The organism is Fluviicola sp. (genome assembly GCF_029266855.1).
Classification (GTDB): domain Bacteria; phylum Bacteroidota; class Bacteroidia; order Flavobacteriales_D; family Crocinitomicaceae; genus Fluviicola.
Map to the genome: position 1 here is coordinate 635,536 of NZ_JAQSWB010000002.1, position 16,417 is coordinate 651,952.

The 16,417-nt window shown below is 40.3% G+C and carries 16 protein-coding genes; 7 read left to right on the forward strand and 9 right to left on the reverse strand.

Translation table 11 applies throughout. The features are described from left to right. Window positions 1-80: 80 nt before the first annotated feature. The 5 genes from K0S23_RS08180 to mutY all read right to left on the reverse strand — a co-directional run bounded on the left by K0S23_RS08180 (window position 81) and on the right by mutY (window position 6,314). Window positions 81-2,450, reverse strand: a complete 2,370-nt coding sequence (locus tag K0S23_RS08180; RefSeq protein ID WP_300356035.1) for a M14 family zinc carboxypeptidase — start codon at window positions 2,448-2,450, stop codon at window positions 81-83. A gap of 381 nt (window positions 2,451-2,831) precedes the next feature. Then, complete coding sequence (locus K0S23_RS08185; RefSeq protein ID WP_300356037.1) at window positions 2,832-3,416, reverse strand: hypothetical protein; 585 nt, start codon at window positions 3,414-3,416, stop codon at window positions 2,832-2,834. Beyond that, window positions 3,409-4,743: a gliding motility-associated protein GldE gene (gene gldE, locus K0S23_RS08190; protein ID WP_300356039.1), complete on the reverse strand. Its 1,335-nt coding sequence runs from the start codon at window positions 4,741-4,743 to the stop codon at window positions 3,409-3,411. Before gldE ends, K0S23_RS08185 begins: the two co-directional genes overlap by 8 nt. 2 nt (window positions 4,744-4,745) lie before the next feature. Beyond that, window positions 4,746-5,195 carry a single-stranded DNA-binding protein gene (locus K0S23_RS08195; RefSeq protein ID WP_300356041.1) on the reverse strand — a complete coding sequence of 150 codons (450 nt, stop codon included), beginning with the start codon at window positions 5,193-5,195 and terminating at the stop codon, window positions 4,746-4,748. A 117-nt stretch (window positions 5,196-5,312) separates the two neighbouring features. Further along, window positions 5,313-6,314: an A/G-specific adenine glycosylase gene (gene mutY / locus K0S23_RS08200; protein WP_300356043.1), complete on the reverse strand. Its 1,002-nt coding sequence runs from the start codon at window positions 6,312-6,314 to the stop codon at window positions 5,313-5,315. Between the two features lie 109 nt (window positions 6,315-6,423). On the opposite strand from mutY, the gene K0S23_RS08205 reads away from it, so the two are divergent. From K0S23_RS08205 to K0S23_RS08215, 3 genes are all read left to right on the forward strand, one after another. Further along, window positions 6,424-6,714: an HU family DNA-binding protein gene (locus K0S23_RS08205; protein WP_124745023.1), complete on the forward strand. Its 291-nt coding sequence runs from the start codon at window positions 6,424-6,426 to the stop codon at window positions 6,712-6,714. Between the two features lie 318 nt (window positions 6,715-7,032). After that, window positions 7,033-8,583, forward strand: coding sequence for an Rne/Rng family ribonuclease (locus K0S23_RS08210; RefSeq protein ID WP_300356045.1), 1,551 nt, complete (start codon window positions 7,033-7,035; stop codon window positions 8,581-8,583). Between the two features lie 81 nt (window positions 8,584-8,664). Continuing rightward, window positions 8,665-9,162, forward strand: a complete 498-nt coding sequence (locus tag K0S23_RS08215) for a regulatory protein RecX (protein ID WP_300356047.1) — start codon at window positions 8,665-8,667, stop codon at window positions 9,160-9,162. A gap of 172 nt (window positions 9,163-9,334) precedes the next feature. Here the strand turns inward: K0S23_RS08215 and K0S23_RS08220 are convergent, their stop codons facing one another. Together K0S23_RS08220 and K0S23_RS08225 are read right to left on the reverse strand one after the other, a co-directional pair. Beyond that, window positions 9,335-9,952, reverse strand: a complete 618-nt coding sequence (locus tag K0S23_RS08220) for a hypothetical protein (protein ID WP_300356049.1) — start codon at window positions 9,950-9,952, stop codon at window positions 9,335-9,337. Between the two features lie 21 nt (window positions 9,953-9,973). Then, complete coding sequence (locus K0S23_RS08225) at window positions 9,974-11,365, reverse strand: choice-of-anchor B family protein (protein ID WP_300356051.1); 1,392 nt, start codon at window positions 11,363-11,365, stop codon at window positions 9,974-9,976. Between the two features lie 471 nt (window positions 11,366-11,836). Here K0S23_RS08225 and K0S23_RS08230 point away from each other — a divergent pair, with 471 nt between their 5' ends. Genes K0S23_RS08230 through K0S23_RS08240 form a run of 3 tightly spaced genes read left to right on the forward strand, consistent with a single transcriptional unit; the run spans window position 11,837 to window position 14,234 of the window. Beyond that, window positions 11,837-12,550 carry a polyprenol monophosphomannose synthase gene (locus K0S23_RS08230; RefSeq protein ID WP_300356053.1) on the forward strand — a complete coding sequence of 238 codons (714 nt, stop codon included), beginning with the start codon at window positions 11,837-11,839 and terminating at the stop codon, window positions 12,548-12,550. Next, window positions 12,550-13,884, forward strand: a complete 1,335-nt coding sequence (locus K0S23_RS08235; RefSeq protein WP_300356055.1) for a dihydroorotase — start codon at window positions 12,550-12,552, stop codon at window positions 13,882-13,884. Before K0S23_RS08230 ends, K0S23_RS08235 begins: the two co-directional genes overlap by 1 nt. Further along, window positions 13,881-14,234: a DUF4296 domain-containing protein gene (locus K0S23_RS08240; RefSeq protein ID WP_300356057.1), complete on the forward strand. Its 354-nt coding sequence runs from the start codon at window positions 13,881-13,883 to the stop codon at window positions 14,232-14,234. The genes K0S23_RS08235 and K0S23_RS08240 overlap by 4 nt, the downstream gene beginning before the upstream one ends. Here the strand turns inward: K0S23_RS08240 and K0S23_RS08245 are convergent. Continuing rightward, window positions 14,231-14,938: a hypothetical protein gene (locus K0S23_RS08245; protein WP_300356059.1), complete on the reverse strand. Its 708-nt coding sequence runs from the start codon at window positions 14,936-14,938 to the stop codon at window positions 14,231-14,233. The genes K0S23_RS08240 and K0S23_RS08245 overlap by 4 nt on opposite strands. Continuing rightward, a complete protein-coding gene (gene ruvC, locus K0S23_RS08250; protein ID WP_300356061.1) occupies window positions 14,935-15,492 on the reverse strand; it encodes a crossover junction endodeoxyribonuclease RuvC in 558 nt (185 codons plus the stop codon). Before ruvC ends, K0S23_RS08245 begins: the two co-directional genes overlap by 4 nt. Between ruvC and K0S23_RS08255 the strand changes: the two genes are divergently transcribed. Further along, complete coding sequence (locus K0S23_RS08255) at window positions 15,491-16,414, forward strand: hypothetical protein (protein WP_300356063.1); 924 nt, start codon at window positions 15,491-15,493, stop codon at window positions 16,412-16,414. The genes ruvC and K0S23_RS08255 overlap by 2 nt on opposite strands. Window positions 16,415-16,417: the final 3 nt, after the last annotated feature.

Genomic DNA, 16,417 nt, shown 5'->3' on the forward strand with positions numbered 1-16,417 from the left:
GGAATGAAAAACCTCTTTTTTTATTAAGTAATTCGTAATTCGTAATTCGTAATTCGTAATTCGTAATTCGTAATTCGTAATTAATGAATAACCACCAGTTTCACGGGAGATTTTTGTTCAGTCGAACCATTGTAACGGACATAGTAAACACCAACCGAAAGTTTGTCTGTTCTTAACTCAACTTTTGAGCCTGCACCTTCTAATGATTGTTGGCTCACTGTTTCCCCGTTCATGTTTACGATCTCAATGCTTCCGTTTTGAATAGTCTCGTCAAAAACAATATTTACATAAGAACTTGCAGGATTTGGAACCAGGTGAAATAAAGGTTTTTCATTTTCTGCAAGACCCGTGTAATCAATATTGTAAAGCACTTCAAAATCATCAAAGTAAAATCCGTCACCTCTTGTTCCGCCATCGGATTTTAAAATGAAACGCACTTTGATACTGTCTCCGATATAATCGCTCAGATTAATCTCTTCCAATACCCAGTTTGATTCTGTTCCTTCGTATACCGGCTCGTTATCCGGTTGCACCGAACCATTCGCACTTGTCCCGGCAACCGTATAATTTCCACACTGACCGATCCAGCTTGTGCCGTTGTCAGTAGAAACCTGGAATTGGCAATAATCGTAATCGGCTTCGATTTCCCACTTTGCATAAAACTTGATCATTGCTTCCGTAACGTGCGTCAAATCAATGGTATTGTTGAATTGATAAGTTCTGGTCACATTGTTGGCATAATCGCCTCCCGGGGAATCTGTGAATGAATTGCTCGGAGAAACGTAGGTTGAATTGGTTGTTGTCCAGCTTCCTGTCCAGTTCACCGCACTGTTTGCTTCGTCAATAAACTGTGAAGTCACACTTCCGAAAGTTTTCACAATCGTATCGTGTTTTGTCCAGCCAATATATTCGGTATTCAGTACATATTTGATTTCATCTCCAAATTGAATTGTTGGATTCAAAACATAAGAGATCCCGCTATTCTCAAGGTCCATAATCGCAAGGTTGTGAGTGCTCGGTGCTCCCACAGACTGAATTCCCGAAATAGGAGTAATGCTCACGCTGACAGGTCCGTTCTCAAGTCCCAGACGGTAAGCACTGTGGTTGAAGTTTCCGGTTGTGGCAGCGATCATTCCCGGGTCTAAATCTTTTACTTCCAAATAACGGTGTGTCAAATGAGATAAGATCAGATTCGGAAAAACCATCTCCTGGCAAATTCCCGTAATCTCATTGATCGCAGGCCAAAATCCACCGCTTGTATTACTTACCTCCGGTGTCATTGCGAAGATCTTGGGTTTAATAACCGTGTCTTCTTTGTACATATAATCATCGGAATCTCCTGAAGCAGGATACAGAGCCGAAGATTTTTTGTTCTCATAACCGTTGTATTGAACCATGTGGTGTGTAAATGCATCGAAGTAGTTGTGATCTTCAGCAAACTCATTGGTTGTGGTTCCTATTGGAAATAAAATATCACTCGCGTAGGTATGCGCATTGAAAGCGTATTGAAAATTTCTGTTTTCACAAAACCATTTGATTGCCTGGGTTTCAGGTTCTGAAAATGGTGCTGTTCCGCAATAGGTGTCATTGCTCTGTGTAGTTGTTGTTCCGGTTGTTCCCCAACCGTATGAGTAGTTCCGGTTTAAATCCACACCATAGCTTCCGCCGCTGTTGAGTCTGCGGTTCTTTCGCCACATACCGCCACCATTGGGATCTGTTGTTTGGTTATAGACATATCCGTCGGGATTGATCATGGGAACAAAATACATTTCAGTGTTATCTACCAGGTATTTGATCTCATCACTTGTAGTATAGTTTTCCAGTAAATACCACATGTAAAAAATGACTTCGGATAGTGAATTTGGTTCCCGGGCATGATGAATAGCTGTATAAAGAACTTCCGGTTCTGTCTCGTCTGAATTCGGATTGTCACTTAAGCGAAGCCAGTAAATAGGCCTGTTCTGGATACTTAAAAAGTTACTAATGGTGTCCTTCACCGAAATCAGGTTCGGATACTGTGTTGCCATTGCATCAATTTCTGCAATAAATTCCTGGTAGGTATAAAATCCTCCCATAGTGCCGAGGTTGAAATTTGCAGGAACTTCCGGTGTAAAGGTTGCGGAACCTGATGTCGGAGAACAAATTGCATTTTTTTCGGGCGCAGGAGAATTCGCGTCCAGGTTTACGTTTTGATTCACGTAATAAGCTTTCACGTCTGCAATCAGAATTTCTACTTGAAATCCTGCATCGCGAATTTGCTTTATTTCATTTTTGGAGAAGTCTGAAATAAAGAACTGATCGCGTTTTACAACACCGTGATCGATGCCGATTCCAAGTTCAGCCAGTGTTTGAAGACCTTTTGAGTCTGCCATGACTTTTGCCCTGGAATATTCCTGGGAGAATCCCCAATACGAGATCAGGAAGGAAAATAAAAGGAGAGTTGTTTTCATAGAGTATATAGTTTGCTATAAAAATAACGAATTCTTATGCATTCTGCATAAATAAGTTAGAGAATTAGAAATGACTGAATGAAGGCGAAATCACTTCGGAGTTGCAGTGTGATTACACTAACCAATTAGCTAAAAGGTTTACGATGGGCGTAAACAGTGAACGTGTTAACTAAAAGGTTTACGATGCGCATAAACAGTCAACGTATTAACTAAAAGGTTAACAGTTTTTGATTCAAACGATCCCTAAATTACTTTCGGATATAACGTCATCACATTAACCATTTAACTAAAAGGTTAACAAAATTTGAATCCGAAATAATCCCGATTAAGCCTTTCCGGTAATGTCAAATAGCAATTCTATCTTTCAAACCAGAAAAAAAATTATTTCTTCCACTCAAGCGTCTCGATCAAATGAATGATGTCTGCTTTCAAATAGTTGAGCGACGGACGAAGCGAATCGTAATTCGGTCTGCAATTCATCAGAACTTCTCCTCTAAGAAAATGAGAACTTGAATCTGTCAAGTAAAATTGAAAGTTGGTTGCTACGTTTCCTTCAAATTCAAAGAGCGTTCCATAGACTTTTCTGTCAGGAAAAATAAAGTTCTGATCCTTGATTTTGGTTGCTTTGATTTGATGCTCGTCTACCTTGTCATTGGATAAGTTAATGTAACGAACCAGCGTATCTCTGTTTGGAACAGGATAATAATTCAAATATAAAATCCCGTTCAGCGGACCCAGGTTGACTTCCTTGTGATTGGTAAGTTCTCCTTTATAAGTCAGGGGTTTCGCAAAATAAATTTTGGATAATTCGAAGGAATAGGTGCTGGCATCGTCGAGTTTTACGTACTCGTGTTCCGGGAAATTGGTTCTCAGGTATGTGGGAGGCTTTGGAATTAATAATTCATCACCTCCGCAGCTGCTGATTAGAAATGCAAGTAAAAATGCTGAACCGATAATTTTAATCATTTTCCTGAATTGTTTTAATCATTTTTATTCTTCGTTTATCGGAACTTTCAACGAGCAGTTTGATGTTTCCGCAGCGAATGTATTCGTTATTTCGCAGAATCCTGCCGGCTTGTTCAATAATAAATCCGCCGATAGTATCCGATTCTCCTTTTGTTTGTTCGAAATCTTTCCCGTCAATCTCCAGAACTTTGTAGAAATCTACCAATGCTGTCCTGCCTTCGAAGAGGTAAGTGGAATCATCAATTTTTGTATAGATAAGATCATCGTCATCAAATTCATCCGTTATATCACCGACTATTTCTTCTAGTACGTCTTCCAGTGTCACCAATCCGTTTGCCCCGCCGTATTCGTCAACAACAATGGCCATGTGCATTTTCATATCCTGGAACTCCTTCAGCAAATCGTCGATCTTTTTGTTCTCAGGTATGAAATATGGTTTTCTCAAAAGTGCTTTCCAGTCAAATGTTTCATTGTTGATGAAAGGGAGCAGATCTTTGATATATAAAATTCCAATTACGTTATCTAAGGTAGTTTCATGAATCGGAATTCTTGAATATCCTGCATCCAGTATCACCTCTAAAACTTCCTGAAAACTCGCTTCGTCCGAAATGGTTACAATATCCATGCGGGATTTCATGATTTGTTTTACTTCCGTATTTCCAAATTTGATGATTCCCTCAAGGATCCGGTGCTCGTCTTCGTTGTCGGAATCTTCTTTGGTAAGGGCCAGGGCGTGCTCCAAGTCGTCGGTCGATAAGTTGATTCCTCTTTTCTTAGCGCGTTTGTTGATCATATTCGTTCCGTTTACCAGCAACCAGCGCAGCCAGGAAAATGGCGGGAGAATATTGATGAAAATGATCGGGTTCGACATGAATCGAGCCGTGGATAGGGTGTTTCGGGAAGCATAAAGCTTGGGAGCAACTTCTCCAAGTAGCAAAAGAAATGTGGTGATTCCCACAACTTCTATCAGGAAACGGATTGTATTGGGTTTGTCCGACTGCGGGAAAAACTGGTCTATAACTTCAGTCGCAAGAATAATGATGCAGACATTGATAAAGTTATTGGTGATGAGAATCGTTGCCAGCAGATCTTTCGGCTTTGAAAGAAGCTTTAGGATTGCTTTTGAGCTCCTGGATTGTTCGTCTTCCAGGTTTTTCTTTTCTGTCGGGCCTAACGCGAAAAAAGCAACTTCCGATGCGGAAATTAACGCAGAACAGGCAATTAAAATTAAAATAATGATCAGTGAAAGGACATGGTCAGATACATTAAACCCCGCATGAATACTGACGGGAATAATATCTGAATCTAATCCGGGTATGCTGTCCATAGTTAAAATGGTAAATCGTCATTGGGACTAATGTCCAAATTCATCGGGCTTGGGTTTTGTGGTTCCTCTGTCGGGTACGGAGGAGTATTTGAACCGGATGGTTTTTCCTGTTCGTTTCTTGGTGTCAGAATAGTCAGTTCATCTGCAACAACTTCTGTTGTGTAGCGTGTTGCGCCCGCCTGATCTGTCCACGAACGGGTTTTTAATTTGCCTTCAACATATATTTTTTGCCCCTTGCGCACGTATTTCTCAACAACTTCGGCCAATCCTCTCCAGACAACAATGTTGTGCCAGTCTGTGTTGTCCTTACGCTCTCCGGTTGCTCTGTCTGTATAAGTTTCAGATGTTGCTATCGGGAAGCTTGCAACTACAGTACCGTTTTCCAATCGTCTCACTTCCGGGTCTTTTCCCAGGTTCCCTATTAAAATAACCTTGTTTACGCTTCCTGACATAATCTTGAATCTATATATACAAATATAAAATTACGAATTTCGATTTACGAATTACGAATGAATTCGATTTTTAACTCGCAATTCGGCATCCGCATCCTGATAGCTCTCGGGACGGGATTATTTTGACTCCAGGTACTTCTCCATCAGCCGGTGCGTAGGATAATCCTGTAATTCGCTTTTAGCCACAAAGCGAAGGTCGAGTCCTTCTATTTCGGATTCATCGGTAGTATAAAAATAGGCGTAAATATGCTGATGGCTTAAAATATGTTTGGTTTGATATGAAAGGGAGGCAGAATCCTTGAATTGAGAGGGCATAGTGTCATCATCGCTTTCTATAAGCGGAAATTCATACAGTTTCTCCCAAACATCTTTTCCTCTTCGTTGGTCTAATGCAATTTCGATTCCTTTTTCGATATGTAAATAATGGAAATAACGTTTCCGGACTTTTGTTTTTCCCTTCTTCACGGGGAGTTTCTTTATTAGTTCCGGTTTGAAAGCACTCACGCAGCTTTGATTTAGTACACAGCTTTCACAATCGGGATTATTCGGAGTGCATTGCATCGCTCCGAATTCCATGATTGCCTGGTTGAAAAGGGCTGGTTCTGCTTCCGGGATCAGCGAATCTGCCAGCTCCTGGAATACTTTTTTTCCTTTGCCGCTGTCAATGGGTTCGTCAATTCCGTAATACCTGCTGAGGATTCGGTACACGTTTCCGTCAACAACTGCATGTGGGAGATCAAATGCAAAAGAAGATATTGCTGCTGCTGTATATGGTCCGATTCCTTTTAACTGAATTATTTCTGCATATGTTTTTGGAAACTCCCCTTCATATTCATCTCGGACTTGTTGAGCTGTTTTATGCAGGTTCCTTGCACGTGAATAATATCCCAATCCTTGCCAAAGTTTTAAAATTGATGATTCATCTGCATTGGCAAGTTGAATCAAAGTAGGGTAGTTTTCGATGAATTTAAGGTAGTAGTTCATACCTTGGTCAACCCTCGTTTGTTGCAAAATGACCTCAGATAACCAGACAAAATATGGGTTTTTCGTACTCCTCCAAGGAAGCTCACGAGCATTTAGTCTGTACCAATCGCTTATTAGTAGAACAAAATCAGCCATTTAGGGAAAAAATTGATAATTTTTAAAAATAAAGCAAAAATAAACGCTTTTGCTGACTACTTTTGCACCTGGAAATCACATTGTTGAAAAAACTTTAATTTATAATAAGATGACAAAGGCAGATATCGTTGCTGAGATTGCAGAGGAAACAGGATTGGAAAGAAATGAAGCACAGAAGGCTGTAGAGGCATTTATGACTTCTATTAAAACTTCTTTGACTAAAGGTCAGAACGTTTATTTAAGAGGTTTTGGTAGCTTCATTGTGAAAGAGAGAGCAGAGAAAACAGGGCGCAATATTTCAAAAAACACAACGATTATTATCCCAGCTCATAATATTCCTTCATTCAAACCGGCTAAAACTTTTGTTGAAGAGGTGAAGAATAAGGTGATTGTGAAATAATTCCATCTTTTTTACTACAACTAGTTTGTGGGAAAACTTATTTTAATATCTTTGCACTCCTGTTAACGCAGGAGTGCTTTTTTTAAAAGCTGTTGAAATTGAAATAATTGAATTAATAACCATAAAAATAATATTGCTATGCCAAGCGGTAAGAAAAGAAAAAGACATAAAATGGCGACGCACAAGCGTAAGAAAAGACTAAGAAAAAATCGTCATAAAAAGAAGAAATAAGAATCTTCTTAAGATAGTTGGAAGAGCTTAGTAAGTTATTTTGCTTACTAAGTTTTTCTATTTTAGTTACTTTCTAATTATACGTTCGTGAGTTTAGAACTAGTTGTTGACACCCGTGATGGTGGTGTTTGGCTTGCTCTCTTGCGCGATGGGAAATTGATTGAGTTGCATCAGGAACAGGGCGGAAGTACTGATTTTGCCGTAGGTGATATTTACCTGGGAAAAGTCAGAAAAGTAGTTCCTAGTCTTAATGCAGCTTTTGTGGATGTCGGATACGAGAAAGATGCGTTTTTGCATTACCTTGATCTGGGTCCGCAATTTCAATCTTTGAACAAGTTTACCAAAGATACCCTGCAAGGGAAGCAGAGTGTTGCTGATCTGCTTTATTTTAAGTCGGAAAAGGACATTCCAAAAGACGGAAAAATTACCGAAATTGTATCAACTACATCACCAATATTGGTTCAGGTTGCAAAAGAACCAATTTCAAGTAAAGGGCCTCGTTTAAGTGCAGAATTGACACTTGCCGGGCGCTATTTGGTATTAGTACCCTTTTCGGAAAAAATTTCGATCTCCCAAAAAATTAAAAGTCAGGAAGAACGCGATCGCTTGCGTCACTTGATGGATGATATCAAACCAAAAAACTTTGGAGTGATCATTCGTACAGTTGCTGAAAACAAAAAAGTGGAAGCAATTGATCAGGACCTGCGCAATTTGATGGAGAAGTGGAAAACGATGCATGCGAATCTGAGACAGGCAACTCCTCCTCGTCGTGTGTTGGGTGAAATTGATAAAACATCATCCATTCTCCGTGATTTGTTAAATGCTGATTTTTCAAACATTCATGTAAGCGACGAAAGGCTGATGACTGAATTGAAGGAATACATCAGCGGAATTGCTCCCGGTCGTGAAAAGATCCTGAAATTGTACGACGGAAAACTCAATATTTTTGAGCGCTTCGGAATCAGTAAACAGATCAAAACGATGTTCGGTAAAAAAGTTCCATTGCCTTCCGGCGGTTACTTGATTATTGAACACACGGAAGCTATGCACGTAGTCGATGTGAACAGCGGAAACCGCAAAGGTGCAGACGGACAGGAGTCCAATGCCCTGGCAACAAACATCGAAGCTGCAGAAGAAATTGCTCGTTTACTTCAATTGCGCGATATGGGTGGGATCGTTTGTATCGATTTCATTGATATGCACGACAAGGAAAACAATAAGGACTTGTATGAGAAACTGAAGGAGTTTATGCGTTCTGACAGAGCGAAACATAATATTCTTCCTCCATCCAAGTTTGGAGTTGTTGAGATCACACGCCAAAGGGTAAGACCTGAAACGGATATCAATACTTCTGAAACTTGTCCTACTTGTAATGGTACGGGTGAAGTACAGGCATCCATTCTTTTTGCTGAAGAAATTGAGATGAATCTGAATTTCTTGCTGGCCGATAAAAAAGAGAAAAAAATTACGCTGCTTGTTCATCCTTACCTGGAAGCTTATTTCAAAAAAGGATTGATCTCGAAGCGTTGGCGTTGGTTCCTGAAATATAAAAAATGGATTGATGTGCGCGGTGTAACGGCATATCACTTACTGGAATACAATTTCCTGGATAAAGATAATAACGAAATTGCTCTCTGATATGGGGAGCAATTTTTCGTTAAAGTCTCCCCCTTTGGAGGGGGAGAAAGGGGGAGGAATACTAATGTCTACATGAATGAGATGGATCAAGAAACATCAAAGAAAAGCCCGGAAAAAAAATCTTTTTTAGAGGCGAAGACTAAAATAGAATCATACTGTGCTTATCAGGATCGCAGTCATTTCGAAGTGAAAAATAAGCTATTTTCCTTTGGACTTAGTTCAGATCAAACAGATCAGTTGCTTGCTTATTTAATTGAGAATAAATTCCTGGATGAAGGTCGTTTTGCAGAATCCTATGTGTCGGGTAAACTCCGGATTAAGCATTGGGGGAGAATTAAGATCAAACAGGGATTGAAACTGAAACAGATTCCTGAAAATATCATTCAGCTGGCTTTTAAGACAATTGATCCGGATGAGTATTTTTCGATCCTCAAGAAGGAAATCCAAAAAAAACAAAAGGACCTTTCTGCTGAGAAAGATCCCTGGAAAAAGAAAGCTAAAGTGCTTCGGTATGTTCAGTCAAAAGGCTTCGAAAACGATTTGATCTTTGATGCTCTGTCTGCTCTAGGTGAGGAGTAATGTTTTTGAAAGAGGATTGCCCCGTTTCTCCCCTTGAGAATCTGACGTCCCGATAGCTATCGGGACTGACGAGTATCAGACTCCGTCATGAGGAAATCGAGAAGGGTAGCTCTCTTTGTACCTGTCCGACACTTCGGAGTCCTATGACCTTTGCGGTGAAAAAAGTTATTTTCTATTTAAAAGTCGATTTCTTAAACAACCCCAATATTTTCTTCTTGTCTGCCTCGTTGTTATAAGCAATCGTCACTGTCATGAATTTATTCTTGACAATCGAAGTCAGTAATAACTGGTTGGCGAAATTCTTATTGTATTTGTCATACAGTGAAATCTCATAGCTGTCAAATGTAACTCCGCTGACAGTTAATTGGCCTGCAGTCGAATCCAGTGAAATCCGTTGGCTTAAGTAGTTGTTGTAAATCATCGAATGGATGTTCGAAATATGACGCTTATATTCGGCTTTATCCCCTGTAAACTCTTCCCAGCTGGATTGAAAATTATTCTCGAAATTCTTTTGAAAGGCAAGTGTCCGTTTAATGCCCGACATATCTGAAGAATCACCGCTAGCTTGTTTACTGCGTTCGTCCATGGATTCCAGGCTCGACTTTGATGTAACGATCCAGTTATCCGGGAATTCCATCGTCCAGCCCAATGCCTGGCTTGTAAATGTATTGCCATTGAAAGTGCCTTCGTCTACTTCCTTTGAATAGTCCTTTTTACTCGGTCCTCCGCAAGAGTTCAGTAAAAAAAGTGCTATTGATAATGCTGGAATAATTGCATGTTTTAGTTTCATAATTTTGGATTTTGGTTCATGTTAAATAACTACTATTTTTCGAATAATTTCCCTGGATTCGTTTTTGTCGTCGTAAAGATGAATCCTGAGCTGGTAAGTTCCTGCAGAAAAACCGACCGGAATTTCAGTATAGCTGAAATGTGCACTATTGCCCTGGGAAACTTGTTTCCCGTTGAGATCAAAAACCTGCCACTCGGTTCTTACCGTTTCGATTGGAATTGACAGGAAGATCTTTTCTGAGCTTGACACCGGATTGGGGAAAAGTGCAATTTCATCGGTAAGTGGAAATGATCGCAGCATCTTTTCCCGGTCAAAGTGAAGCAGGAATAAACCGTATTGTCGGTCCGAAACCAGTAATCTTTCTGATGGAAGATCAGCGAAAATTCCCCAGTTGCCATTCATTTTGTAAGGGCTCTCGTCCGGGTAGGTGTCATAATGGGCAATTTCCAATGGAACTGTATACCGCAAATCAAAGATTCGGATTCCTTCATTGTAATAAGCGATAAAGGCAAAATCATTCGTGGCTTTGATATTATGGGGAACAGATCCGTTTTCATAGTTCGTCCCGAAGTAATTAGTGATCGTCACTACCGAACCGTTGAAGTTGCAATTCTTAACACGCTTGCCATTGGTTTCATCGGCGAACAAATACCGGGTGCCATCCGGGGTTAACCAGCCCTGATGATTGTAACCCTGATCGGTATAAATGGATTTGGAATCCAGGTAATCCGGAGTACTTGTGTTAGTGAAATCATAAACCCGCAATCCGTCGTAACCGCAGTTTAGAATAGCAATCCCGTTTCGAACGTAAATGTCATGTACTTCATTTACATCACCGGGTCCGCTCCAAAGTTCTTGTAACTCCAATGGGTCGGCCAGGGAAAAGATCTTCATGGGCGCGTCAATTACTTGGGTGTTAACTGTGCTCCTGTGAATACACGAGTAAAGTTTTTCCTGGACGGTGTCAATAAAAATATTGTGAACCCGCCCGAATTGCAGGGTGTCTTCCTTGATTAAATAAATGGAGTCAGGTAAATACTGAAGATCGATAATTTGAAGGCTGCTCACACCTTCGTCGCAAACAGCGTATAGGTAATTTCTGAAAACAGCATATTCCCGGTGCTGGACAAAAGTGCTGGAATACCTTCCCTTGATAAATCCTTTTGAAATTAGTTTGTCCTGGTCGTTAACAAGGAAGACATGTGTTCCTTCGGTTGATCCGATTACAGCATATTCACTGCCATTCTGAACAAAACCAAAACAATCGGAATAACGAACCTTAGAAGAATTGGAGATCAAACTGTCCTGGTGCCATTGATCCAGGAACGTGATATTATGAAATGACTGACCGGATATGGTATTGTTTTGACAAAGAAAAAGTATTAAAAATGCTATTTGTGAAGTCCATCTCATCTCTACCAAAGATAATTATTATTCAAAGTCAATTAATACCGCATCTTTAAATGTAAGGAATATGATGTGAAATGTAAAGCTTATTTAGCCTGACTCTTTCACCAAAGTGTTTATAAACCGAAATACCGGAGGAAACGGACATCTTTATTTAAAGACACTTCACAAATGATGCATAAATCAAGCATGAATCAAGTATGGATCAAGCATAGATAAAGCATAGATATAGCGACGTTTGTATATATTTTAAACAAGCCTGATTAATATTAAACAGGATGTGCTCTACCTGTGCAGGTTGATTTTCGAATCTTGTTTACTTGCAGATCCAAAATCTTTTGATTCCAATGCTATTGGAACTTGAAGTTTGCCGGGATACAATTTCTAATTCGCGATTCTAAAATATGTTAGAAACTGCATAAATTCGCTAAAGGAACCGGAATTTGACTATTTTTATCACCTGAAATTAAAACCCACGTGACGCGAGCTGTTGTAATTATTCCAACGTATAATGAAAAAGAGAATGTTGAGCGGATGGCTCAGGCTGTAATGGCTTTGCCTGTTGCGATCGATATTCTTTTTGTAGATGATAATTCTCCTGATGGAACTGCGGCAATTATCCGTGAGTTGATCACACAGTTTCCCGGTCGTATTTTCCTGGAAGAAAGACAGGGTAAGCTGGGCCTGGGAACGGCTTATATCCATGGGTTCAAATGGTCTTTGAATCAGAATTACGATTATATTTTTGAAATGGACTGCGATTTCTCGCACAATCCGTTGGATTTACCTAGATTATTGGAAGCCTGCACTAAAAAGGGTGCCGATGTGAGTATCGGATCTCGTTATACAAGAGGAGGGAAGGTTCAGAATTGGCCCATGGGACGAATTCTTATGTCTTATTTTGCTTCCGTTTATGTCCGGATGATCCTGTTTATTGGTATTTCGGATACTACTGCCGGATTTATGTGCTATTCCAGTAAGGTGCTAAGAGCGATCGATCTGGATAATATTCATTTCAAAGGATATGCCTTTCAGATCGAAATGAAATATGCCGCAAAGAAAAAAGGATTTAAAATATTAGAGGTTCCGATCACGTTTATAGATCGTCAGTTCGGAGAATCAAAAATGTCTTCGAGCATTTTCAAAGAGGCTTTCTTTGGTGTTTGGAAAATGAGAAATTTAAAAGTGTGATGGGAAAGGTTTTACTGAAAGGCGCAACGCTGGTAAATGAGGGGAAGGGATTTGTTGCGGATGTTTTGATCGATGGAAAACGCATTTCGAAAATAGCTCCTTCAATTGCTGTTGACGGATCGGTAAACGAGATTAATTGTGACGGATTACACTTACTTCCCGGCTGCATCGACGACCAGGTCCATTTCAGGGAACCGGGCTTAACTCATAAAGCAACTATTCAATCGGAATCAAGGGCTGCTGTTGCAGGAGGAATCACTTCGTTCATGGAAATGCCGAATACGGTTCCGAATACGCTGACCCAGGAATTATTGGAAGCAAAATACCACCGGGCTTCTGAAGTCTCTCCTGCAAATTATTCCTTTTTCATGGGTGCTTCGAATGACAACTATGATGAGGTGATGAAAACAAATATCCAAAATGTTTGCGGAGTCAAAATATTCATGGGCTCATCCACCGGGAATATGCTGGTCGATAATACGAATACACTGGAACATCTCTTTGCAAACGTTCCAATGTTGATCGCTACGCATTGTGAGGACGAGGCAACGATCAGAAAGAATCTGGAGGAATACAAAGAACAGTTCGGTGAAGATATCCCGATGTCTGCTCATCCTTTGATCCGGAATGCAGAAGCCTGTTATCTTTCGTCTTCCAAAGCGGTGGAACTGGCTAAAAAGAACAATACCCGATTACATATTTTACACATTTCTACGGGAATCGAAACGGAACTTTTCCGGAATGATATTCCTTTGGAACAAAAACGGATTACTGCCGAAGCATGTGTACATCATTTGTGGTTCTCGGATACAGATTATAAGGATAAAGGCGCATGGATCAAATGGAATCCTGCTGTAAAAACTGCTGCCGACAGAGATCAGATCTGGAAAGCGCTTTTGGATAACCGCATTGATGTGGTTGCGACAGATCATGCACCGCATACGATCGAAGAAAAACAGCAGCCTTACCTGCAGGCTCCTTCCGGCGGACCTCTTGTTCAACATGCCTTACTAGCAATGCTGGATGCTTCCGCAAACGGAAAGATTCCATTGGTAAGAGTTGTGGAAAAAATGGCCCATGCGGTTGCAACCTGTTTTCAGATAAAAGATCGCGGATTCCTGAGAGAAGGCTATTTTGCGGATCTTGTGTTGGTTGATTTAAGTAAAAAGTCAACGGTAACAAAAGAATCCCTGCTTTACCAGTGCGGATGGTCTCCATTCGAAGGAACAACTTTCTCTTCAAGTATTGAGAAGACTTTTGTAAATGGTGAATTGGTTTATGACAATGGTTTGACCGGTATTCAAAGCGGAGAACGTTTACTGTTTAACCGATGAGAAAATTCCTGGGCATATTCCTTTTGGTGATCCTGCAATCCTGCAATAGTGAACTGCATGGTTTGGATAAGCCGGATGACCTGATCCCTAAAGATCAAATGATCGTTTTGATGACGGATATGCTTGTTTTGGAAGGACACATCCAAACAACTTATTCAACCGTTAACCGTTACTACAAAGTAATGAGTGCTTCTGGAAGGGATTACTTGAAGACAAAGCATATTTCCGAGAAACAATACGAGGATTCGTTTGTGTATTATACCAGCAAACACGAAGAGTACAAGTTGATGCTGGATAAGGTAATGGAAAATTTGCAGAAAGAATCCATTGAATTGCAGAAGAATCCTTAGTGACAGTCCGATTTAATGGAACTCATCAGCTTTTTAAATTCCGTATGATATTGTTTTTCATCGAACCAAAGCTTTTGGTTTTCAAGAACACAATTCCACCAGCCATATCTTAAAACTTCAATTCTGGCCCATAATTCCTGGTCTGAACTGTTCCAGCGCTGTTCAAATGACCGGATGATCGGCTCTGGATCAAGAGCTTCAGCAACTTCTTTGTCGTGCATTTCTTTCCAAAGGTTCAATAATGTTTTTCCACCTTTGTCCAGCGCAGTGACGTATTGTGAACAGTCCTTACAATAAGGAGTTCCCTTTAGTACTTTCGGTTGATTTAATGCGATCACAGCTTTTTCCCGCAGTAAACATTGCTCTTTAAGATTTGCCAGGCGCATTTTTTTGATATTAGTCCAGTATTCGCCTTTCGGGTATTCCATCTGATCCAGCTCTTTCAGAAAATTACCACATTCGAATTGAATGTTTTTCACTTTCAGGTAAGCAGTGTCTTTGGGTGCGTATGCTAAAAAGGGCTGACTGAGATCAGATGCCTGGATTAAGGTGTAGTGTACATTTTGCACTTGCTGGTAATTTGCCTTGCTGCTGTCGATCTTCGCATTAAAAAGACAGGAACCCTCATACCAGTCGAAATTCAATTCCTGGGCTTGAAGAAAAGAGAATGAGCTTAAAAAGCAGGCTAAAAGAAGGTGTCTCATCTTATTTTTCGTTCAGGATTTTTACTTAAAAAACTGGTCCAGCTGTTTCCCTTGCTCTTATTGTTTTCACCGATTCCTTTTGAGAAATGATGACAAACAGCAGCGGCTAATCCGTCAGTGGCATCCAGGTACTTGGGAAGTTCATCAAAACGAAGCAGTGTTTGCAGCATAATAGCCACTTGCTCCTTGGACGCATTTCCATTGCCGGTAATGGCTTGTTTGATCCGTTTCGGAGTATATTCTTCGTAAGGAATGTTTCTGCGTAAGGAAGCTGCTATTGCAACACCCTGGGCTCTTCCCAATTTTAGCATGGATTGAACATTCTTCCCGAAAAAAGGAGCTTCAATGGCCATTTCGTCTGGTTTGTATTCTTCCATTAGTCCGTCTATCCGGTCAAAAATTCGTTTCAACTTATCGGGTTGATTGTCGAGTTTGTTCAATTGGATTATTCCAAAGTTGAGCATCTCAATTTTCGTGCCCTGAATATGGATTAATCCGTATCCTAATACAGTTGTTCCGGGATCAATCCCTAAAATTATTTTATCTTCGGCCATGCAAATGAAAGAGAAGGATAAAGCTACTAAAAAACGGGCTGGTTTGATTACATTATTCAAATTATTGGTTTTTACAGCCGTAATCTGGACCTTGTATTTTCAGCTCAGAAATGTGGATTGGGAGCACGCCAAAGGTCTTGAGATCAAACATTGGTGGGCACTCGTTTTGGCTTTACTGCTTCTTGTTCCGAATTTGTGGATGGAATTCCTGAAATGGAAGATCATTACAGCTCCTCTGAATGTGGATGCCAAATTGGTAAAGAATGCATTTTGGGCGGGAGTAGCCTCTGGCTTTATGTCTCCCAACGGCTGGGGAAATTTCCTGGGAAGACTCATTTTCTTCCAGAGACGCCAAACGATATACATCATTTTTACAACCTCACTGGCCAATCTTAGCCAGCTAATACCGACCTTGCTTTTCGGATTGTTTGCAGTGCTTCTAAAGTACGGGAATACGAATGCTTTGTGGATTTCCACAAGTATTGGGGCCGTAGTAATTCTGCTTTTTTACTTCTTCGGGGATTATCTGCTTCCTCAAAAGAGAAGCCGGCTTCCTTTTGTGAGAAGACTGCAAAGTATCAGGGGAAGATACCAGCAACTGAAATGGCCTTTCCTGGCTTTTTCTTCCATCCGTTTTTTAGTGTTCAGTTTACAATATGCACTTTTGTTTGTGACTTTCGGGTATACCGATTTCTGGTTTCTGATCACTCAGATTTGGTTGATTTACTTGTTCACTTCTTTCATTCCTTCTTTATGGTCAGGAAAGGTTTTGATCAGGGAAACTGCTGCCTTGTTTGTTTTTGCAGGAACAGTTGTTTCAGTTCCGGATGTTATCGTATCGAGTATTATTATTTACCTTATAAATATCGCTTTGCCGGCATTTATGAGTAGTTTTATTTGGTTACCGAAGAGAAAAAAATAAGTT